General features: G+C 20.9%; 17 protein-coding genes and 1 other RNA gene. 8 read left to right on the forward strand and 10 right to left on the reverse strand.

Features of this window, described 5'->3' with window-relative positions:
- Positions 1–121: 121 nt before the first annotated feature.
- From RJT25_RS00620 to ssrA, 3 genes are all read right to left on the reverse strand, one after another.
- Positions 122–724 carry a peroxiredoxin gene (locus RJT25_RS00620; protein WP_343126658.1) on the reverse strand — a complete coding sequence of 201 codons (603 nt, stop codon included), beginning with the start codon at positions 722–724 and terminating at the stop codon, positions 122–124.
- Positions 725–871: 147 nt separating this feature from the next.
- Entirely contained in the window at positions 872–1,423 is a 552-nt protein-coding gene (grpE, locus tag RJT25_RS00625) for a nucleotide exchange factor GrpE (RefSeq protein WP_343126659.1), read from the reverse strand.
- A 147-nt stretch (positions 1,424–1,570) separates the two neighbouring features.
- Positions 1,571–1,957, reverse strand: a transfer-messenger RNA (tmRNA) gene (ssrA, locus tag RJT25_RS00630).
- Positions 1,958–2,224: 267 nt separating this feature from the next.
- Between ssrA and grxD the strand changes: the two genes are divergently transcribed.
- On the forward strand, positions 2,225–2,554 hold the full coding sequence (gene grxD / locus RJT25_RS00635; RefSeq protein ID WP_343126660.1) for a Grx4 family monothiol glutaredoxin: 330 nt from the start codon (positions 2,225–2,227) through the stop codon (positions 2,552–2,554).
- Here the strand turns inward: grxD and rnt are convergent.
- Positions 2,551–3,207: a ribonuclease T gene (gene rnt, locus RJT25_RS00640; protein ID WP_343126661.1), complete on the reverse strand. Its 657-nt coding sequence runs from the start codon at positions 3,205–3,207 to the stop codon at positions 2,551–2,553. The two genes, grxD and rnt, sit on opposite strands and share 4 nt — an antisense overlap.
- A 552-nt stretch (positions 3,208–3,759) precedes the next feature.
- Here rnt and pth point away from each other — a divergent pair.
- Together pth and ychF are read left to right on the forward strand one after the other, a co-directional pair.
- The gene (pth, locus tag RJT25_RS00645; protein ID WP_343126662.1) at positions 3,760–4,341 is read left to right on the forward strand and encodes an aminoacyl-tRNA hydrolase; all 582 of its coding nucleotides are present in this window, start codon (positions 3,760–3,762) and stop codon (positions 4,339–4,341) included.
- Positions 4,342–4,397: 56 nt separating this feature from the next.
- The gene (ychF, locus tag RJT25_RS00650; protein ID WP_343126663.1) at positions 4,398–5,486 is read left to right on the forward strand and encodes a redox-regulated ATPase YchF; all 1,089 of its coding nucleotides are present in this window, start codon (positions 4,398–4,400) and stop codon (positions 5,484–5,486) included.
- Positions 5,487–5,543: 57 nt separating this feature from the next.
- On the opposite strand, the gene thrC is transcribed toward ychF, so the two are convergent.
- The 5 genes from thrC to dksA form a co-directional block, all read right to left on the reverse strand.
- Positions 5,544–6,836, reverse strand: coding sequence for a threonine synthase (thrC, locus tag RJT25_RS00655; protein WP_343126664.1), 1,293 nt, complete (start codon positions 6,834–6,836; stop codon positions 5,544–5,546).
- 5 nt (positions 6,837–6,841) lie between these two features.
- Positions 6,842–7,768 carry a homoserine kinase gene (gene thrB, locus RJT25_RS00660; RefSeq protein ID WP_343126665.1) on the reverse strand — a complete coding sequence of 309 codons (927 nt, stop codon included), beginning with the start codon at positions 7,766–7,768 and terminating at the stop codon, positions 6,842–6,844.
- Positions 7,769–7,800: 32 nt separating this feature from the next.
- Positions 7,801–10,233, reverse strand: a complete 2,433-nt coding sequence (thrA, locus tag RJT25_RS00665) for a bifunctional aspartate kinase/homoserine dehydrogenase I (protein WP_343126666.1) — start codon at positions 10,231–10,233, stop codon at positions 7,801–7,803.
- Positions 10,234–10,520: 287 nt separating this feature from the next.
- Complete coding sequence (gene pcnB / locus RJT25_RS00670) at positions 10,521–11,708, reverse strand: polynucleotide adenylyltransferase PcnB (protein WP_343126667.1); 1,188 nt, start codon at positions 11,706–11,708, stop codon at positions 10,521–10,523.
- Positions 11,709–11,986: 278 nt separating this feature from the next.
- Complete coding sequence (gene dksA, locus RJT25_RS00675; RefSeq protein WP_428994267.1) at positions 11,987–12,439, reverse strand: RNA polymerase-binding protein DksA; 453 nt, start codon at positions 12,437–12,439, stop codon at positions 11,987–11,989.
- Positions 12,440–12,668: 229 nt separating this feature from the next.
- Between dksA and truA the strand changes: the two genes are divergently transcribed.
- From truA to lpdA, 5 genes are all read left to right on the forward strand, one after another.
- Positions 12,669–13,472, forward strand: coding sequence for a tRNA pseudouridine(38-40) synthase TruA (gene truA / locus RJT25_RS00680; RefSeq protein WP_343126668.1), 804 nt, complete (start codon positions 12,669–12,671; stop codon positions 13,470–13,472).
- Between the two features lie 125 nt (positions 13,473–13,597).
- A complete protein-coding gene (secA, locus tag RJT25_RS00685) occupies positions 13,598–16,195 on the forward strand; it encodes a preprotein translocase subunit SecA (RefSeq protein WP_343126669.1) in 2,598 nt (865 codons plus the stop codon).
- Between the two features lie 158 nt (positions 16,196–16,353).
- The gene (gene aceE / locus RJT25_RS00690; protein ID WP_343126670.1) at positions 16,354–19,026 is read left to right on the forward strand and encodes a pyruvate dehydrogenase (acetyl-transferring), homodimeric type; all 2,673 of its coding nucleotides are present in this window, start codon (positions 16,354–16,356) and stop codon (positions 19,024–19,026) included.
- A gap of 13 nt (positions 19,027–19,039) precedes the next feature.
- Entirely contained in the window at positions 19,040–20,299 is a 1,260-nt protein-coding gene (locus tag RJT25_RS00695) for a 2-oxo acid dehydrogenase subunit E2 (RefSeq protein ID WP_343126671.1), read from the forward strand.
- Between the two features lie 88 nt (positions 20,300–20,387).
- On the forward strand, positions 20,388–21,806 hold the full coding sequence (lpdA, locus tag RJT25_RS00700; RefSeq protein ID WP_343126672.1) for a dihydrolipoyl dehydrogenase: 1,419 nt from the start codon (positions 20,388–20,390) through the stop codon (positions 21,804–21,806).
- Between the two features lie 154 nt (positions 21,807–21,960).
- On the opposite strand, the gene erpA is transcribed toward lpdA, so the two are convergent.
- On the reverse strand, positions 21,961–22,305 hold the full coding sequence (gene erpA / locus RJT25_RS00705) for an iron-sulfur cluster insertion protein ErpA (protein WP_343126673.1): 345 nt from the start codon (positions 22,303–22,305) through the stop codon (positions 21,961–21,963).
- Positions 22,306–22,456 lie beyond the last annotated feature (151 nt).

Here is a 22,456-nt window from a genome sequence, read left to right on the forward strand (position 1 = left end):
TTTTTGTAAAATAAAAACAAAAATCAGATATATGATTTTAGTAATAAAATCTGATTTTTGTTTCTAATTTTTTTTAAAAAATTAATTATTTTTATATATTTTTTTATAAGAAAAGATTTTTTTAATTATTTATATATTTTTTTGTGAGATATTTTTTGATTCCTTGAGTTGAAGCTTTAATACCTATCGCTCCTGGTGTCCAATTTGCTGGACAGACATCACCTGAATTTTCATAAAATTTTAATGCATCAATAATACGAATTAATTCATGAATGTTTCTTCCTATAGGAAGATCATTAATTGATTGATGTCTTATAATATGATTTTTGTCTATTATAAAAGATGCTCTTAATGCAATCCCTAAATTTGGATGTTCAATTCCATAAGCAGTTTGAATAGTACGATTAATATCAGAAATTAAAGGATACTTCATCTTTCCTATTCCACCGTTTTTTAAGGGTGTATTTAACCAAGCTTGATGTGTGTATACGGAATCTATAGATATTCCTAATATACATACATTTCTTTTTTGAAATTCTGAATATAAAATATTAAATTCTAATAATTCTGAAGGACATACAAAAGTAAAATCCATAGGCCAAAAGAATAATATAACATATTTTTTTTTAGTATAATCAAACATATCGAAATTGTGAATAATTTCTTGATTTGGTAATATTGCGGAGGCTATAAAATTAGGGGCTTTTTGTGAAGTTAATATCATTTTTATCCTTAAAATTAATAAAACTAAAAAATTTTTTAAAATTATATAAAATAAATTTTTTGGTATTTTAAAAATATTTTTATAAAATATTTTAGTTTAATAAAAGAAATTTTTTATATTTTTTTTTAAATAAATTATTGTGGTAAATTATTCTATAATTTTTACTATAGCTTTTTGAATAATTTCTTTTTTAATTATATAACCATTTTTTAAAATTTTTATAAGATTTTTCTTATTTTTTTTAGGATTTTGTAGTATTGATTGATCTAAAATTTGATGTATATTTTCATTATATGAAACATTACTTTGATTAATAAGTTCTATTTTCCAGATTTTTAAATTTTTTTGAAAAGATTTTTGAGTTAAATAAATTCCTTTAATAATAGGATTTTTTGTTTTTTTTTTTTCTTTTGCATAATCTAAAAATTCTATAATATTTTGGAGTATAGGATTTAATTTTTTAAAAAAGTTTTTAAATATTGTATTTTTAATAATTGAAATTTCTTTTTTTGTATTTTTTTTAATATTTTCTAGGGTTGCGTAATATCTTAATTTAAGATTTTTTAAATTATTTTTTAAATCTTGAATTTTAGTTTGACATTCTTCTTCTGTTAAAAGATTTTTTTTTTCTTCTTTTAATAAAATTTTTGATTTATCATTTTTTTTTATATCTTTTATGGTTTTTTCTTTTTGTATCATATTTTTATCTTATATAAAATTTATACTGTAGATTTTATAATTGTATTTAGAAAAAATTTTTATATTAAATTTTTTTGATTATATTTTTTTTAAAAAAAAAATATTTTTTTAAAAAAAATATTATTTATATTTTAAAAATTAAAAATTTTTTGGAGCTGGCGGGATTCGAACCCGCGTCCAAAAATATATTATTTTTTTTTGTTCTACATGTTTAGTTTACTTTTTTTTTCATTATCTAAAATTTAGTAAACAAAATTTTAGTAATAAATCTGATTTTTATTTTTTATATTTAGTATTAGAAAACTAAATACTTTTTTCTTGATTTTCTGTAACCTTTTATATTTTTCTTTTTTATACAAGAATAAAGATAAAAAAATAAAAAAGAAAAAAAGGGCTTTATAACAATTTTTAAGCTGCTAAAGCGTATTCCTGTTGTGTATTTGCGAATATAATTATATGGTTTTTTAACGAGGCAAACCAAATCCTCGACATGCTCAAAAAATTTATATATTCTGTCAATTCCAAAACAACCCCTTAATTAATATTAAAAGAATTTTAATATATTTTTAGATTTTACACAATATTTATATTTGTTTTTTAAAAAAAAATTATATAAAATATAAAAATTTTAAAAAAATTTTCATAAAAATATTTATTTTAAGAATATAATTAAATATGTATTATTTTTTATTTAATTTTAATATAATATTTTAAATTTTTTAGTATAATAAATTTTATTATATTTTTTTTAGTAAATATTTATTTTTTATATTTTTTAAATTTTATAGATGGATAGAAAAAATGAAAAAAACTATTGCTCTTATTAAAAATCAAATACAAAAAAATTTAGTTTTATTGTATATGAAAGGTACTCCAGAATGTCCAAGTTGTGGTTTTTCTTCTCAAGTAGTTCAAATTTTGAAAAATTGTAAAATCAATTATACATTTGTTAATGTTTTAGATAATCTGAATATTCGAAAATATTTACCTCAATATTCGCAATGGCCTACTTTTCCACAATTATGGGTTAAAGGAGAATTACTTGGTGGCTGTAATATTATAGTAGAAATGTTTCAAACGGGAGAATTATTAAAAGTTTTTAAAAAATATAATGTTTTAAAGAAAGATTAGATTTTTTTAAAATGATTAATATTAGGTGGCCATCCGCCTAATCTTTTCCAACGATTAACCAATTCACAAAATAATAAAGCAGTTTGTGTGGTATCATATAATGCTGAATGAGCTTGATTTGTGTCAAATGGAATCCCGGATATTTTACAAGCTTTAGCTAACACTGTTTGTCCTAAAATTAATCCACTTAAGGATGCTGTATCAAAAGTTGTAAATGGATGAAATGGATTTTTTGAAATTCCGGTTCTTTCTATAGCAGCCATTAAAAAAGTATGATCAAAATTGGCATTATGTGCTACAATAATAGCTCTTTTGCAGTGATTTTTTTTAATTTCTTGATGAACTAATGTAAAAATTTTTTTTATTGCTTTATATTCACTGATTGCGCCTCGTAATGGATTAAAAGGATCAATTTTATTAAAAGCTACAGATTCGGCTTGTATTAGTGACCCTTTAAAAGGTTGGATATGAAAATGTAATTTTTCGTCTGGTTGTAACCATCCATTTTCATTCATTTTTAATGTAATAATAGCTATTTCTAATAATGCATCAGTTTGAGCATGAAATCCAGCACTTTCAATATCAATTACTACAGGAAAAAATCCTCTAAATCTATAACATAATGAAAATTTTTTTTCATTTTTTATTGGCATAATTTTCTCTTTTTTATATTTTTTTTTTAAAAAAAATAATTATATATATTTAATGTATTTTAAAGAATTTTTAAATATAAAAAATATTTTATAAATTTAATATTATATTTCTTAGTATAAATCATTTTTTCAAAATCTAGATATATTTTAAAAAAAATTTATAAAGATTCTAAATATTATGTTAATTTTATTTTTGTATAATAATTTTAAATTTAATATTAATAAAAAATTAATAGTATTATATTTTATGAAATATCATATAATATAATTAAAATATATTTTTTAATTTAAAAAAATATTTTTCATTAATATAATTTTTTATTTAATTTTTTAATATTTTTAAATAAATAAAATTTAAAAAATAATTTAATATATTATATGAAGTATGTTTTATTTTTTAAAATTAATCATTAATTTTATATAAAATTGCTTAAATTTTATTTATTAAAAATATATAAAAAAGAGTTTTATAATTTTTTAATTATAAATATTTTTATAATTTTTTAAGATGTATTTAAATTTTTAAAAATTTTGGATGAAAAAGGTTTATTATTGAAAGACATTAAAATGATTGTAGGATTAGGAAATCCTTTAAAAAAATTTAAAAATACCCGACATAATATTGGAACTTTTTTTATATATTATATTTCAAAATTTTATCATGTTTCTTTAATTTTTAACAAAAAATTTTCAGGTTATACGGGAACATTAATATTAAATAATCATAAAATTCATTTATTTATTTCTGATAGTTTTATGAATATTAGTGGCATTTCTGTTTTTTTATATGCAAATTTTTATAAAATTCTTCCAGAAGAAATATTAGTTATTCGTGATGAATTAGATTTAAAACCTGGTAGTTTGATAGTAAAATATAGTCAAGGTCATAATGGACATAATGGGATGAGAAATATTTTACAAATTTTTTCGAAAAATCATTTTTTTTTACAAATGCATATTGGAATAGGTCGTCCGATATTTAAAAGTGAGATTTGTTCATATGTTTTAAAATATCCAACTTCTTTAGAAATAAAAAAAATTGATAGTGTTATTAATAAATTTTTACCTTATTTATCTAATTTGATTTTTGGGAAATTATTAAAAACATCAAAAAAATTTTTTTTATCAATTTAAAATTTTTTAAAAAATATAAAAAAATATTCATAAAATCTTCTAATTGAGAAAATATCGTGGGTTTAAAATGTGGAATTGTAGGATTACCAAATGTTGGAAAATCTTTATTTTTTAATTTAATTACTGAATCAGAAGTAGCTTCAAAAAATTTTCCTTTTTGTACTATCAAACCTAATATTGGTTATTCTATTATTTTTGATCAGAGAGTTGAAGATATTTTTAAGATTATTCCTTCAAAAAAAAAAATTTTTTCTTATCTTGAAATTTATGATATTGCTGGATTAGTTAAAGGAGCTTCTCAAGGAGAAGGATTAGGTAATCATTTTTTAGATAATATAAAAAAAACAGATGCCATTATTCATGTGGTAAGATGTTTTGTGGATGAAAAAATTACTCATATTTATGGAAGAATTGATCCAATAAAAGATATTGAAATTATTAATATAGAATTATTATTAGCGGATTTATCTCTTTGTAAAAATTTATTATTTCAAGTTAAAAAAAAAGTTTTAGAAAATAAAAATTTTGAAGAAAAAATTAAAAAAATATTAAAACGTTGTTATTCTTGTTTAAAATCTGGAATTTTTTTATTTTTATTAAAATTTACAAATTTTGAATTGAATATCATATCTAGATATGGTTTTTTAACTTTAAAGCCTACAGTATATCTTTTAAATATTTCAGAAGATAGAAAGAAAAACGTTTGTTTAAAAAAAGTATTAAGCTTTATTAAAAAATTAAAATGTTTTTCTATAAAAATTAAATTATTTTTAGAAAAATTAGAAAATCAAAAAAATTTAAATAATTTTAAAAAAAAAGATTTGAGTTTTAAAAAATATAATAATTCTTTAAAAAAGATTGTACGTATAGGATATAAATTATTATTTTTAAAGACTTTTTTTACTGTAGGTATTAAAGAAATAAAAGCGTGGACTATTCATATTGATGCTACAGCAAAAGATGCTGCACATATGATACATAGTGATATTGGAAAAGGATTTATACGGGCTGAAATTATTTCTTATCAAGATTTTATTAAATATAAGGGTAAAAATGGTGCTAAAAAATTCGGAAAGTTACGTTATGAAGGTAAAAAATATATTTTAAAAGATGGTGACATTGTTAATATTTTATTTCATATATAAATTTTTTATTTTTTAGAGAGACATAATTCACCTGTCTCTCTAAGAATAATTATTTTTTTAAAATTTTTCTAATAAAATTTTTTTTAATTTTTCAAAATTAGGTTTCATGAAATGAGATAACATTTTTTTTTTATTGTATTTTTTTAAAATTTCAGGTAATTTTAAATTTATTTTTAAAATATTTTCTACAATATTTTTAAATTTTGTTGGATGAGCTGTACCAAAAAATAAGCCATAATCTGTTTTTTTAATTTTTTTTTTTAATAAATAATATGCAATTGCGGCATGTGGTTCTGAAATATATCCTAAATTATATAATTTTTTTAATGTATTTTTAGTATTTCTTTCTGAAACACTTCCGTATTTAAGTGATTTTAGTGACCATTTTTTTTTTAGAAATAATTCTTTTACACGAGGCCAATTATTAGGGCGACTAATATCCATTGCATTTGAAATGGTAGAAATTGTTTTTTTAGGATTCCAAATTCCAGTTTTTAAAAAATTAGGAACTGTATTATTAGAATTTGTTGCAGCAATAAAATTTTTGATTGGTAATCCTAAAGATTTAGCTAATAATCCTGCTGTTAAATTTCCAAAATTTCCACAAGGAACTGAAATAATTAATTTTTTATGGTATTCGAAGGGAGTTTTTGAAAATGCTTCAAAATAATAGCAAATTTGAGCTAATAATCGACTGATGTTAATGGAGTTTGCGGAAGTTAATATAATTTTTTTTTTTAAGTCTTGATCATTAAATGCTTTTTTTACAAGATTTTGACAATCATCAAAACTTCCATTAATTGCAATAGTATAAATATTATTTCCTAACGTACAGAATAATTTTTCTTGAAGTGTGCTTATTTTTTTGTTTGGATATAATATGATTACTCTTATGTTTTTCATTTTATAAAAAGCATGCGCCACAGCGGCTCCTGTATCCCCTGAAGTTGCTGTTAAAATGGTCATAGGAGTATTTTTAACATTTAAAAATTGTAATATATTTGCCATGAATCTCGCTCCAAAATCTTTAAAAGCTAAAGTTGGACCGTGAAATAATTCTAAACATGCTATATTTTTTGAAATAGATTTTAAAATTGGTTTTTGAAATGAAAAAGATTTTTTTACAATATTTTTTAGATCTTTTGAAGAAATTTCGTCATGAAGAAAATAAGATAATATTTTTGTACTACGATCAATGAAATTTAGGTTCATAAGATCTGTTAATGTTTGAGTATTTAATTTTGGGAGTTCTAAAGGAAAAAATAATCCTTGTTTTTTTCCTAAACCTAATTGAACTGCTTTTGAAAAAGATACTTCTTCATGAGAATCTTTTAAATTGTATAATCTCATTAATTTTACCTTAGTTGTATTGCGCCATTATTATTAATTTTACAAATATATACAAATCCTTTTTTATTTTCTAAAAAATTTTTTTTTAACCATATTTGGGAGATTTCTGCGATTTCAGAATTATTACAGATTGAAAAAATTGTTGGTCCAGATCCAGAGATATGACATGTTTTAGCTCCTATTTTTAAAAGATTTTTTTTAACAATATCAAATTTTTTTAAGAGAGGTATTCGGTATGGTTCAGCAATTAAATCTTTCATCATTTTTAATGCTAATTTTTCTTGTTTAGTATATAAAGCATGAATAAAAGTAGATAAATTTCGATTTTGTTGAACGCAAATTTCTCTAGAATATCTGTGAGGTAAAATATCGCGAGAAATTGATGTAGATAATTGAACACCAGGCCAAGCAATAATCCATAACCAATTTTTAAATATAGGAATTTTCTGACTAATTTTTTTTTTATTAATAATAAGTTGTACTCCCCCTAAAAAACTAGGAGAAACGTTATCATAATGTATACTTCCTGAAATGTATCCTTCTAATTTTCCCATAATTTTTAATAATTTTTTTTTGGATAATTTTGTTTCAAAAAATTTATTTAATGCTAGAGTACTAGCGACTATTGAAGAAGCACTGGATCCTAATCCAGATCCTATTGGTAAATTTTTTTCTAAAATAATTGTAATTGGAATTTTTTTTTTTAATATTTTACAAAAAATTTTCCAAGTTTTATAAATAATATTTTTTTGAAAATTTTTAGGTAATTGATAAGAAAATTCTCCAATATTATAGATTTCTAATTTATTTGATGGTTTAATTGTTACGCAGTCACCTAGTAAAGAATTATTTATTGGGGTAATAGCGGCACCAAGAATGTCAAATCCTACACCAATATTTCCAATAGAAGCAGGCGCATAAATTTTTATCATGATTTTATAACATTCCTTTTTGAAAATTTCAGTTATATATTTAGTACATCTGAAAAAATTCCTGCAGCAGTAACATTTTTTCCTGCACCATATCCTCTTAAAATTAATGGAATAGGAGAATAATATTTAGTATAAAATATAAAAATATTTTCTCCATTTTTAATTTTATGTAAAGGATTTTTTTTTGAGATATATTTTATTTTTACTTTACAGGTTCCTTTATTTGTAATACTACCAACAAATCGGAGTACTTTTTTATTTTTTTGGGCTTTTTTATATTTTTTAAAAAATAGAGAATCCAAAGTAGTAAGTTGTAGCATTACTTGTTTAATGTCTGTGAGTTTTAAAATTTCTTTAGGTAAAATTTTTTCTATTTTAATATCCGATAATTCTAAAGAGTATCCTATTTCACGAGCTATAATTAATAATTTTCTTGCGATGTCGATTCCAGATAAATCTTCACGTGGATCAGGTTCAGTGTAACCTAATTTTTTAGCATTTTTTACTGCTTTAGAAAAAGAGAAACCATTTTCTAATAGTCCAAATATATAGGACATAGAACCAGATAAAATACCATAAAATTTTTCTAATTTATCTCCAGTTAATAATAGATTTTTTAAATTTTTGATAATAGGTAAACCGGCGCCTACATGAGTTTCATAAAAAAAATTTTTTTTATAGATAAAAGAAGTATTATGTATTTTTTGATATTCTGTAAAATTTATTGTATTAGATTTTTTATTAGCTGAAACAATATGAAATCCTTTTTTAAATATTTTAATATAATTTTTTGCAATTTCTAAACTAGATGTACAATCTACAAAAATAGGATTTGGGATATTAAAATCTTTTGGTAGATTTAAAATTTTTTTTAAATTAAATTTTTTTAGAGATTTTTTTTTAAAAATATGTAAATTACAGTTTTTAATATGATTTTGGTGAAAAAGAAATTTTTTTGAATTAGAAATTAAATGTACATAAATTTTTATATTTTTTTTTTTTAAAGATTCTTTTTGTATGTTTATTTGTTTTAAAAGAGTTGACCCTATATTTCCAATGCCAATCAAAAAAATATGTATTTTTTTAATAGACAAAAAAATATTATTATGTAAATTTTTAAAAATTTTTAAAAAATAAGAACTTTTTAAAATTATTAAAAATGAATAATTGTATAAATTATGAGAAATTTCAATAATAAAATTTCTATATATTTGTATAGTTTCAAAAATTTTTTTAATAACATATTTTTTTTTGTAAAAATTAGAACTAATAATTGCAATTAAACTTAAGGAATTTTTTTCTTGGATGTATAATATTTTTTTTGTAGTTAATTCTTTAAAAAATATTTTTTTTAAAAATTTTAAAATTTTTAAGGAATTTTTTGTAGGAATATATATAAATATTTTTTTATATGTACGAGAAAATTTTAGAAAAAAAATTTTTATATTATGTTCATGTATTTCTTTTGTGACATAAGAAAAATATTTAAAAATATTAGTTATATGAGAAATTTTAATAATAATTTGTGAAATATGATGAATATATGTAACTCCTTTAACAGTATCTTTTTTTTTAATTTTATTATTAATAATAGTCCCTAAATTATTAGGATTATTAGTATTTTTAATGATACAGGAAATATTTTTTTTTTTTAAAGGAGAGATAGTTTGCGGGTGTAAAATTTTAGCTCCAAAAAAAGATAATTCTTGAGCTTCTTGATAGGATAAATGTTTTAAAAAAATTCCAGTAGAAAGTTTTTGTGGATCACAAGTATAAACACCATTTACATCAGTCCAAATTTCGCAATTTTTAGCATTTATACATACTGATAGAGCGGCAGCAGAATAATCTGATCCATTTCTTCCTAAAACAACTAATTTTTTTTTAAAATTACCTGCAATGAATCCAGGCATTAATATAATATTTTTAGATGGTATTTTAAGTTTTAAGATATTTTTTTGAGAAATTCTTAAAATAATTTTAGATTTTAAATAACTTCCAGTAGTAATAAAACTTTTTTCAGGACGAATAATGGTAATAGGAAATTTATAAGTACTTAAAATATTTTTCATGATGTCAACAGATATTTTTTCACCTATACTAATAATTTGAGCTTTAATAAAGTCTGGACATTTTTTTAAAGTTTTAATTTTTTGATATAAATTTTCTAAAAAATGACATCTTTTTTCAAGTTTAGTTTTTAAATTTTTATATTGAATAGTATTTTTTAAAATTTTTATAGAATTAATAATTTTTATACAAAAAAAATAAATATATTCAGTATTTTTTTTTTTTTTTTGAAAAGTTTCAGGAATAGAATTTACTAAAAAGTTTGTAAGTGTAGCAGGAGCAGATAAAACAACACAAATTTGTTCTTTTTGGATTTTTTTTAATATAATTTGAGAAACGATTTCAAATTTTTTTGCATTAGCAAGTGAAGTACCCCCAAATTTTAAGACCCTCATAATTTTTTTAATCCTATATAAAATGTTTTTTAAGCATGATTTTAAAATCTATAAAAATTTTTATAAATATTTTTAAAATAATTTTTTTTAAAAAAAATATAATATAAACGAAAAGATATAAAAAATTTTGTAAATATGAATAGAATAATATTTAGATTATTTGTGAATTTATGAATTTTATTATTATTTTAATATTGAGAAAAAATTTTATAATTCAATAAAATAAAAGTATATCATATTTTTATAGTTTTTAAATGTTGTAAGATTTTATGATTTTAAAATTTTTTTTAATTTTTCCATTTATTTAGAATTTTTTTAAAATGATTATTTTTTTCAGTTAACATACGTAAATTAAATAATTCTAAAGCATGAACAAAGTTAATATTTTTTTTTTTAGTATAATGTAAATTTTCAATATATTTTTGATATTTCCAAATTTTTGAAATAGAATGTAAAATATTTTTAGGGATACCCAACATAGTTGACATTTTTTTTAAAATTTTTTTTACTGAAATTAGATATGCATGAGTATTAGATAACTTATGAATATTTGTATAATTTTGAATTTTTTCTACTAAAAGATACCATAAAAATGCGGAAAATAAGAAAGAAATATTATTTAAAGTTTTATTATTTAAAACATGTAGATCATTTTTTTTGAAAGCTTTTTTAATGATTTTTTTAGAAAAAATTTTATATTTTTTTTTAATATTTAAAAATAAAATAGGTAGTAAATGTTTTATTAAATTATATTTTTTTAATTTTTTGTAAGTTTGATAACCGTTTCCATAACATAATAATTTAATTGATTCATTAAATAACCTTGAAATAGGAATATTTTTTAATAAATAAGATAATTTTTTTAATGGTTGAGCTGTTTTATTAGTAATTTTCATATGAAATTGAACAGAAAATCGTATTACACGTAACATACGAACTGGATCTTCTCTATATCGAGTTTCTGCATGTCCTATTAAACGAATAATTTTTTTTTTTAAATCTTGTAAACCTCCAACATAATCATAAATACATAAGTTTTTAACATTATAATATAATGCATTAATTGTAATATCTCGTCTATATACATCTTCTTCAATATTTCCATAAAAATTGTCTTTTAATAACATACCATCAATATTTTTCTTTTGAAAATTTTTATTTTTTTTGATATTTACAGTATATGTGGTACGAAATGTAGAAACTTCAATAATTTCATTTGAAAAGAATAAATGAGCTATAATAAATCGACGTCCAATTAGTCTACAATTTTTAAAAATTTTTTGTATTTCATTAGGAGTTGCATTAGTAGAAATATCAAAATCTTTAGGGCGATTTTTTAACAATAAATCTCTAATACTTCCTCCCACTAAATAAGCTTCATATCCTAATTTATTTAATCGATATAAAACTTTGATAGAATTTTTACTAATTTTTTTGAAATTTATGAAGTATTTTTTTTTTATAATCAAAGTCATTTTGATAGTTTTATAAATAATAATATGAGTATGATTTTTGAAAGATTTTCTCTTTAATTTATTATTTTTTTTAATAAAATGTTAATAAATTTTTTATATTTTTTAAAATTCTGTAGAAGAATTAAAATTTTTAATAAATTTTATATTTTTTTTATTTTGTAAAATTTTAAGATGTGATAAAATTTTTATAATATTTTAATATATCTAGAAATATAAAATTTTTAATTTTTAATTTTTTGTTATAAAAAAAATTTTTTATTAAATATTTTTTATAATTTTTATCGATATATTTGTTTTTTTTTTAATTCTTCTAATGTTTTACAGTCAATACATAAATTTGCAGTAGGTTGAGCTTCTAATCTTTTAATTCCTATTTCAATATCACAAATTTTACAATATCCAAAAGTAAAATTTTCAATTCTTTTAAGAGTATTATTAATTTTTGTAATAATTTTGTATTCTCGGTCTCGATTTTTTAATTCTAAATTTATTTCTTCTTCTTGTGATGCGCGATCGATAGGGTCAGGTAAATTAATTGATTTGTCTTGAAGATTAGTAATATTTTTAGATAGTATTTTTAAATTTTTTTTTTTCCAAGTTTCTAAAATAATTTTAAAATGTTTAATTTGTTTTAAATTCATATATTTTTCATTTTTTTTTTGTTGATATGGTTTTAAGCCAGCTTGTGATAAAATATTTAAAGAATTTTGATATATATTTTTTTTTTTCATTTTTTTAATCTTATATATTAATGTTATGAAAAGTTAATTATTAATATTTTAAATTTTTTTTAATAGAATAAGAATACATATTTTTATTATTATGATTTTATAAAAAATATTTATATATTTTATAAAAATATTAAATTGAGAATATATAATATATTTTTTTAAAATTATATTAAAAAAATATTTTTATAAAAAATATTTTAAAAATTATATCATAAAATTAGGATTAAATATGAAATTTGTTTGTGGTGTACAATATAATGGAAGTTTATATAAAGGATGGCAAAAACAACATTCTATACCTACTATTCAGTATTTTTTAGAAAAAGCTATATCAGAAATCGCTAATCATTCTATTCATGTAATTTGTGCTGGACGCACAGATAGTGGGGTGCATAGTTTTGGGCAAGTAGTACACTTTGAAACTCTAGCAAAAAGAAGTTTAATTGTATGGTTTCGAGGAATTAATGCTTTATTACCAAAAGATATTACCATATTATGGATTAAAAAAATTTCTAAAAATTTTAATGCAAGATTTTCTGCAATAGCACGTTTTTATCGATATATTATATTTAATCATACTTTACGTTCTAGTTTTTTTCTAGAATATTATTATTATGTATATAAATTTTTAAATATCTTTAAGATGAAAAAAGTAAGTCAATATTTATTAGGTGAACATAATTTTTTAAATTTTGAAGGTAGCCAGAAAAATTTTAAAAATTGTACATATCGTAAAATTTTTAAAATATGTATATTTCGTATAAAAAAATTTATTATTATTGATATAGTAGCTAATTCTTTTTTGTATCATATGGTGCGAAATATTGTAGGAGCTTTATTATTAGTTGGATTATCAAAAAAATCTGAATTTTGGTTTAAAAATCTTTTATATTCAAAAGATTCTGAAAAAGTTTATACAACAGTTCCTGCATGTGGGTTATATTTAATGGCAGTAATTTATCCGGATTATTTTGGTATCCCAATATATTTTTCAAAAGAAAGATTTAAAGATTTTTTTTCGTTTTTTTATTAAAAAAAATAAAAAAATATTTTTAACATTTTTTTTTAAAAAAATATAATATTTTATTATGAATCTTTTTGTAATCTTAAATTATGAAAATATTTATATCACATTATTAAAGATATGAGACTTGGTAAATGTTAGGTAAATTTTTTAAAGAATTTTTCATAAGTAGTAATCAAAAAATTTTAAATTCTTTTCAACCTTTAATTGATAAAATTAATAAATTAGAAGATTTTTTTAGTAAGTTAACTGATCAAGAATTGCATGATAAAACTTTAGAATTTCGTAGACGTTTTCGAAATTCTGATACTTTAGATATGTTATTACCTGAAGCTTTTGCAACAGTACGTGAAGCTAGTAAACGTGTTTTAGGAATGAGACATTTTGATGTTCAATTATTAGGAGGAATTGTTTTACATTATCAAGCAATTGCAGAAATGCGTACCGGGGAAGGAAAAACTTTAACAGCAACTTTACCTTCTTATTTGCATTCTTTAGCTGGTAAAGGTGTTCATGTAATTACAATGAATGATTATTTAGCTGAACGAGATGCAAAAAAAAATAGTATTTTATTTAATTTTTTAGGTGTTTCAGTTGGACTTAACATACATGGATTATCTGCTTTAAAAAAGAAAATTGCATATCAAGCGGATATTACATATGGAACAAATCATGAGTATGGTTTTGATTATTTACGTGATAATATGATTTTTCAACATTCGGATAAAGTTCAAAGAACATTATATTACGCATTAATAGATGAAGTTGATTCTATTTTAATTGATGAAGCTAGAACTCCATTAGTTATTTCAGGTGCAATACAAGATAATACTGAATTATATAAAAGTATTAATACTTTAATTATTTTTTTGATTCCAAAAAATTTTTTAAATAAATCTTTAAGTGTTAAAAAAAATAAAAATTTTATAATCGATTATAAAAAACGTCAAGTACATTTAACTGAAGCGGGTATGAAAGAAATTGAAAATTTATTAGTAGAAAAAAAATTTTTATCCAATATTGATTCTTTATATACTCCTAAAAATATAAATTTATTATATCATATTTTAATTGCTTTACGTGCTCATTTATTATTTTTTAAAAATATTGATTATTTAGTTATAAATAAAAAAGTAATTATAGTTGATGAACATACAGGTCGTATTGTACCGGAAAGACGTTGGTCTGATGGTTTACATCAAGCTATTGAAGCAAAAGAAAATATATTTATACATAATGAAAATAAAACTTTAGCTTCAATTACATTGCAAAATTATTTTAGATTATATGAAAAATTATGTGGAATGACGGGTACAGCGATTACCGAAGCATATGAATTTAATTCTATTTATAATTTAAATACTGTTGTTATACCCCCTAATAAACCAATGATTCGTAATGATTTGTCAGATTTAGTCTACATTACTGAAAAAGAAAAAATAAAAGCAATAATTCAAGATATTTGTCAATGTGTAAAACGTAAACAACCTGTTTTAGTTGGTACTGTATCAATTGAAAAGTCTGAAATTATTTCTAATTTATTAAAAAAAAAGAAAATTATTCATAATGTCTTAAATGCAAAATTTCATTCTCAAGAAGCACAAATTATTGCTTATGCAGGTCAATTATCAGCAGTTACAATTGCTACAAATATGGCTGGTCGTGGTACAGATATTGTTTTAGGTGGTTCTTTTTTATATGAAATTAAAGATTGTAATTTAATGAATTTAAAGAATTTTCAGATAATACAAAAAAAAAATTGGAAAAAAAAACATAAATTAGTTGTTAAAACGGGGGGTTTACATATTATCGGGACAGAACGGCATGAATCTCGACGAATTGATAATCAATTATGTGGACGTAGTGGACGACAAGGAGATCCGGGATCATCTAGATTTTATCTTTCTTTAGAAGATTCTTTAATGAAATTATTTATTTCTAAAAAAACAATTCAAATGATGTATTCTTTAGGTATTACTGAGGCGCAAGTAATAGAACATCCATGGGTTAGTAAAGCTATTGAAAATGCTCAAAAAAGATTAGAAAATCAAAATTTTAATTTACGTAAACAATTATTAGAATATGATGATATTTTAAATGAACAAAGACAAGTAATATATCATGAACGCAGAAAAATTATGAATAGTAAAAATTTAAAATCATATATTTTAAATTTGATTAAAATTGTTTTAGTTAATATGTTAAAGAAATTAATTTATGTTAAAGAGTTTAAATTTTTGAATGTTTCTAAATTATCTTATATTTTAAAAAAAAAATTTTATTACACCCGTACTTTAGACATTATTATAAAAAATAATAAACTTATTAATTCTAAAATATCAATTTTACAAGATATTTTAATAAAAGAAATTTTAAAACATTATATATATCAAATAAGATCTATAGAATATAAATATAGTTCTATTATTGAAAAACATATTATTTTGCTAATATTTGATTTTTTTTGGCAAGAACATTTAAATATTACAGAATCTTTACGACAAAGTATTCATTTAAGAAGTTATGCTCAAAAAAATCCAAAACAAGAATATAGACAGGAATCATTTTTAATTTTTAAAAATATGTTACATAATATTAAAGAAGATATTGTTAAAAATATTTTTAAAATTTTTTTTATAGATTTTCCAGAAAAAAAATTTTTATATCAAAATTGTATTTTACATAAGGATTTTGAAACTTTAAATTTATTATTAAAAAAAATAAAATTATAAAAATAAAAATTTTAATAATTTTTAAAAAAAATATATGAGTAGTATTTTAAATTTTATATTTTTTAAAAAATTTATAAAATTTTTTTAATAATGTTTATATATTATATAGAAAATATTATATTTTTAGAAGATAAAGTATTAATATAAGGATTTTATTTATGATAACTAATATTTTTCATGATATTGATCCTATAGAAACGGATGAATGGATTAAATCAGTTGAAAATGTTTTATTAAAAGATGGTAAAGAACGTATTATTTTTTTAATACATAAAATTTTAAATATTTTATTAAAGAAAGGATATAAAAATATTTTAAATTTTGAGGAGTTTAATTTTTTAAATACCATTCATTTAGATGATGAACCTAAATATCCCGGAAATTTAGTTTTAGAAAAAAAGATTTGTTCTTTTGTGCGTTGGAATGCAGTGATGTTAGTGTTAAGAGCTTCTAAAAAAAATAAAGATTTAGGAGGTCATTTATCTTCTTTTCAGTCTTCAGCTCTTATTTATGAAGTTTGTTTTAATCATTTTTTTAGAGCTTCTAATGAATTTGATAGTGGAGATTTTATATATTTTCAAGGACATATTTCTCCTGGAATTTATGCTAGAGCGTTTTTAGAAGGACGATTAAAAGCTTCTGAATTAGATTATTTTCGTCAAGAATCATATCAAAAAGGTTTATCTTCTTATCCTCATCCTAAATTAATGCCTCATTTTTGGCAATTTCCAACAGTTTCTATGGGTTTAAGTGCTATTTCGTCTATTTATCAGGCTCGTTTTTTAAAATATTTATTTAATCGAAATTTAAAAGATACATCTCGTCAAAAAGTGTATGCTTTTTTAGGAGATGGGGAAATGGATGAACCAGAATCTAAAGGAGCTATATTAATAGCAGCTCGAGAACAATTAGATAATTTAATTTTTGTAATTAATTGTAATTTACAAAGATTAGATGGTCCTGTATTTGGAAATGGAAAAATTATTCAAGAATTAGAGAAATTTTTTTTAGGAGCCGGATGGTATGTAATAAAAGTTATTTGGGGAAGTAAATGGGATATTTTATTAAAAAAAGATCATTTAAATTTTTTAAAAAAGTTAATGATTGAAACTGTAGATGGAGATTACCAAACATTTCGTTCTAAAACTGGAGAATATATTCGAAAAAATTTTTTTAATAAATATTTTGAAACTTCTCAATTAGTAAAAAATATGACGAATGAAGAAATTTGGAATTTAAATCATGGCGGTCATGATGCAAAAAAAATTTATGCTGCTTTTAATTTGGCATTAAAGATACAAAAAAAACCTGTTGTAATTTTAATACATACGATTAAAGGATATGGATTAGGCTCTTTAGTTGAAGGTAAAAACAATTCACACCAAATTAAAAATATGAATTTTTCTGATTTAAGGAAATTTGCAAAACATTTAAAAATTTCTAATATATCAATAAATTTTGAAGAACTTCCATATTTACAATTTTCTAGTTCTTCAGATGAATTTAGATATTTACATAATCAACGAAAAAAATTATACGGTTATTTACCTAAGCGTTTAAAAAAATTTTCTGAAATTTTGAGTTTACCTACTTTAAATGATTTTTCTTCTTTATTAAAAAATTTTTTAAAACCTTTTTCTACTACTATGGCTTTTGTTAAGATTTTAAATATTTTATTAAATTTTGATTTTATTAAAGATAGAATTGTACCTATTATTGCTGATGAAGCTCGTACATTTGGGATGGAAAGTTTATTTCGAAAAATAGGGATTTATAATTTTCAAGGTCAAAAATATATTCCAGAAGATCAAGGGAAATTATTATGTTATCGAGAATCAAAAAATGGTCAAATTTTACAAGAAGGTATTAATGAATTAGGGGCTGCTTCTTCGTGGTTAGCTGCAGCTACTTCTTATAGTACGAATGATTTTCCTATGATTCCTTTTTATATTTTTTATTCTATGTTTGGATTTCAAAGAATTGGAGATTTATTATGGTCTGCTGGAGATCAACAAGCCCGAGGTTTTTTGATTGGAGCAACGTCTGGACGTACTACACTTAATGGAGAAGGATTACAACATGCAGATGGTCATAGTCATATTTATTCTTTAACGATTCCTAATTGTGTTTCATATGATCCCGCTTATCATTATGAGTTAATAGTTATTATTTATAATGGTTTATATCGTATGTATGGTGTGAATCAAGAAAATATTTTTTATTATATTACGACTATGAATGAAAATTATTGTATGCCTTTTTTAAAATTATCTACTCAAATTCAAAAAGGTATTTGTCAAGGAATTTATTTATTAAAATATTTTCCTGGAAAAAATGGTGTAGTACAATTATTAGGATCTGGAGCTTTGTTAAGAATTGTAAAAAAAGCTGCAAAAATTTTAATGAATCAATATAATATTTCTTCTTATGTGTATAGTGTGACTTCATTTACTGAATTAGCGCGAAATGGTCAAGATTGTACTCGTTGGAATTTTTTAAATATTAATTTAAAACAAAAAATTCCTTATGTAACTTCTGTTTTAAAAAATTATCCTACAGTTGCAGTTACAGATTATATGAAAATTTATGCCGAACAAATACGAGCTTATATACCTTCTTCTTTTTTTTATGTATTAGGTACTGATGGTTTTGGACGTTCAGATAGTCGCAAAAAATTACGTAATTTTTTCGAAATTAATGAAGGTTATATTGTAAGTGTATCTTTATATTTATTGATTCAACAAGGAGTAAAAATAGATTCTCAAATTTTATTACAAGCATTTAAAAGTTTTGATATTTCTTCAGAAAAAAGTAATCCTAGAGTAATGTAAGAGAGAAATATTTATGAATATAAAAGTTTATGTCCCTGATATTGGTTTAGAAAATGTAGAAGTTATTGAAATTTTTGTTAAAGAAGGTGAGATTATATCAAAAGAAAAAATTTTATTAATAGTTGAAGGACAAAAATCTTCTATAGAAATTCCTTCACCTATATCTGGTAAAGTTCAAAAAATTTTAGTAAAAATTGGTGATATTGTTTCTTGTGGAACATTAATAATGTTATGTAAAGAAAATAAAAATTCTATTGTAAAAAATTTTTTTTTAAAAAAAAATTCAGAAAAATTTAAAAATTCTGTTAAAATTCATAACAAAAAGGTAAAAGATATTTCGAAGAATTTTTTTTTAAATCAAGAATTTTTTTTAAAAAATTTGATTTATGCTTCTCCTTTTATTCGTAGATTAGCATATTTAAAAGATATTGATTTATCAAAAATTATAGGTAGTGGACGTAATGGTCGTATTTTAAAAGAAGATTTAATAAAATTTCATAATGTTCAAAATTTTAAAAATCTTAATAAAAAAAAAATTAAAAATCATAAATCTGATAATAATCATATTTCTAAATTAAAAAATATTTATTTTTTAACTTCTATACAAAAAGCATCTGGTTATAATTTATTAAAAAATTGGAAAAATATTCCTCATGTTACTCAATTTGATGAAGTAGATATTACAGAATTAGAAAATTTTCGTAATTCTGAGAGTTTAAAAAATTTTAAAAATATTAAAAATTTTAAAGTTACTTTATTATCATTTATAATTAAAGTTATTGGATTTGTTTTAAAGAAATTCCCTTTATTTAATAGTTCATTAGATTTAAGTAATCATAGTGTTATATTACATAATAACATAAATATTGGAATTGCAATGGAATCTTCTGAAGGATTATTAGTACCTGTTTTAAAAGATATACCTAATAAAAATATTTTTGAAATAGCTAAATTATTAAAAAAATTTTCGAATAAAGTTCAAAAAAAAAAAATTTCTATATTAGATATGAAAGATGGCACTTTTACAATTTCTAGTTTAGGAAATTTAGGAGGTACTGGATTTACACCAATTATTAAATCTCCTGAAGTAGGTATTTTAGGAATATCTAAGGCTCAAATTAAGCCTATTTGGATAACAAGTAAATTTGTTCCGCGTTTAATTTTGCCATTTTCTATGTCGTATGATCATAGAGTTATTGATGGTGCAAATGCAGTACGTTTTATGGTTTTTTTTAAAAAATGCCTTACTGATATTCGACTTTTATTATTATAATATTTGAGATAGTAGAGATTTTTTTTAAAAAAAATATTTAATTATAAATTGAATTTTTTTTATTAAAAACTAACAGAGTGTATAAATTATGAAAAAAACTATACATACAAATGTAGTTGTTATAGGTGGAGGAGCTGCTGGATATTCTGCAGCATTTCGTTGTGCAGATTTAGGGTTATCTGTAGTTTTAATAGAAAAATATGGTGTTTTAGGAGGTACTTGTTTAAATGTAGGATGTATTCCTTCAAAATCATTATTATATTTAACAAAATTAATTAAAGAAATCAAAATTTTAGAAAAAGAAAAAATTTTTTTATCTAAAAAAAAAAATATTAATATAGAATTTATTTTAAAATGGAAAAATAAAATTATTTCTAATTTATTAAAAGGTTTAGACCATTTATTAAAACAAAGAAAAATTCTTTTAATTAAGGGTTTTGCTAAGTTTTCTGAAAAAAATAAAATAGAAATTTTTAATAATTTTGAATATCAATATATTATGTTTGATTATGCTATTATAGCATCAGGATCACATCCTGTAAAAATAAAAAATTTTTTAGAAGATGATTATCGTATTTGGGATTCTACTGATGCTTTAAAGATTTCTAAAATTCCTAAAAATTTATTAATTGTAGGAGCAGGTATTATTGGATTAGAGATGGCTACAATTTATCAAGTTTTTGGAGCAAAAATTCAGATTATTGATACTTCAAAAAAATTTATGTCCTTTTTAGATGTTGATATTTGTGATTTTTTTTTAAAAAATTTTCAAAAAAAAGTTTCTATATCTTTAGAAACAATAATGCTTAATACGAAATTTAGTGATGAAGGCATTGAAGTTAGTACTCAACATGTAAATGGTTTTTTAAAAAAAAATATATATGATAATATATTAGTAGCAATAGGTAGACGTCCTAATATTTATAATATGAATTTTGAAATTTTTCCGATTAAACTTAATGATTTAGGGTTTATTGAAGTGGATAATCAGTTACGTACTAATATTTCTAATATATTTGCTGTTGGTGATGTAACTGGTCAACCTATGTTGGCTCATAAAGGAATTTATGAAGCTCATATTGCAGCAGAAGTGATTTCAGGAAAAAAATATTATTTTAATCCTTTAGTAATTCCTAATGTAGCTTATTGTGATCCTGAAATATCTTGGGTAGGTATCACTGAAAAAGTAGCTAAAGTGAAAAATTTAGATTATAAAGCAATTTCTATTCCTTGGAAATTTTCAGGAAGAGCTTTATCTTCAAATTGTGCTCAGAATGGTATTACTAAAATTATTTTTGATAATAAAACTCATAAAATTTTAGGGGCTATTATTGTAGGTCGTAATGCAGGTGAATTAATTTCACAGATCAGTATTTCTATAGAAATGGGTTGTGTCGCAGAAGATTTATCTTTAATAATTTTTCCTCATCCTACTTTATCAGAAACAATTAGTTTAGCAGCTCAAAGTTTTTTAGGGTGCGCTACGGATATTTTAAATGTCATATAAACATATTGGGATTTTATATAAATATTTTTAAAATAATTATTTTTTTTAAAAAAGTATTTTTAAGAATAATTTTTTGTAAATTATTTATAGGGAGCAGGTCAGTTTCCTGCTCTAAAAATTTTTATTATTTTTTTTATAAATTTTTTAAAAAATTTTAAATACTAAAAGAAAGTCCACATCCGCAGGTTGTTTTTGCGTTTGGATTAAAAATAGTAAATTTTGAACCTTCTAAATTTTCTATAAAATCTAAGGTTCCTCCTGATAAATATTGTAAACTAATAGAATCTATTATAATAGCATTATTTATATTAGTACTAATAATATCATCTTTATTTTTTTTTTTGTCAAGTTTGAAACCGTATTGAAATCCACTACAACCTCCTCCTGTAATATAAATTCGTAATTTAAATTTAGTATTATTTTTAGTATTTAAAAGTTTTCTAATTTGTTTTTTAGCAGAATTTGTACATTTTATGAAAGAATTATATTGTTTATTCATTTTAATTTTCTATTTTTAAGATTATAAGTATTATTTTAAAGATAAAAAATATATTTGTAAAATATATATTTGATTTTATTTAAAAACAAAAAATTAATAAAGTTTTGATATAAAAAATTTTATTTTTATTATATCTGGGTTAACTGTTTTA

Origin of the sequence: Buchnera aphidicola (Nippolachnus piri) (assembly GCF_039383305.1) — a bacterium.
Lineage (GTDB): Bacteria > Pseudomonadota > Gammaproteobacteria > Enterobacterales > Enterobacteriaceae > Buchnera_F > Buchnera_F aphidicola_AZ.

Excerpts from the sequence above, each read along its gene's own strand:
- RJT25_RS00620 (WP_343126658.1), bottom strand. The coding sequence starts at position 724 with ATGATATTAACTTCACAAAAAGCCCCTAATTTTATAGCCTCCGCAATA.
- grpE (WP_343126659.1), bottom strand. The coding sequence starts at position 1,423 with ATGATACAAAAAGAAAAAACCATAAAAGATATAAAAAAAAATGATAAA.
- grxD (WP_343126660.1), top strand. The coding sequence starts at position 2,225 with ATGAAAAAAACTATTGCTCTTATTAAAAATCAAATACAAAAAAATTTA.
- rnt (WP_343126661.1), bottom strand. The coding sequence starts at position 3,207 with ATGCCAATAAAAAATGAAAAAAAATTTTCATTATGTTATAGATTTAGA.
- thrC (WP_343126664.1), bottom strand. The coding sequence starts at position 6,836 with ATGAGATTATACAATTTAAAAGATTCTCATGAAGAAGTATCTTTTTCA.
- thrB (WP_343126665.1), bottom strand. The coding sequence starts at position 7,768 with ATGATAAAAATTTATGCGCCTGCTTCTATTGGAAATATTGGTGTAGGA.
- thrA (WP_343126666.1), bottom strand. The coding sequence starts at position 10,233 with ATGAGGGTCTTAAAATTTGGGGGTACTTCACTTGCTAATGCAAAAAAA.
- pcnB (WP_343126667.1), bottom strand. The coding sequence starts at position 11,708 with ATGACTTTGATTATAAAAAAAAAATACTTCATAAATTTCAAAAAAATT.
- dksA (WP_428994267.1), bottom strand. The coding sequence starts at position 12,439 with ATGAAAAAAAAAAATATATATCAAAATTCTTTAAATATTTTATCACAA.
- truA (WP_343126668.1), top strand. The coding sequence starts at position 12,669 with ATGAAATTTGTTTGTGGTGTACAATATAATGGAAGTTTATATAAAGGA.
- secA (WP_343126669.1), top strand. The coding sequence starts at position 13,598 with ATGTTAGGTAAATTTTTTAAAGAATTTTTCATAAGTAGTAATCAAAAA.
- aceE (WP_343126670.1), top strand. The coding sequence starts at position 16,354 with ATGATAACTAATATTTTTCATGATATTGATCCTATAGAAACGGATGAA.
- RJT25_RS00695 (WP_343126671.1), top strand. The coding sequence starts at position 19,040 with ATGAATATAAAAGTTTATGTCCCTGATATTGGTTTAGAAAATGTAGAA.
- lpdA (WP_343126672.1), top strand. The coding sequence starts at position 20,388 with ATGAAAAAAACTATACATACAAATGTAGTTGTTATAGGTGGAGGAGCT.
- erpA (WP_343126673.1), bottom strand. The coding sequence starts at position 22,305 with ATGAATAAACAATATAATTCTTTCATAAAATGTACAAATTCTGCTAAA.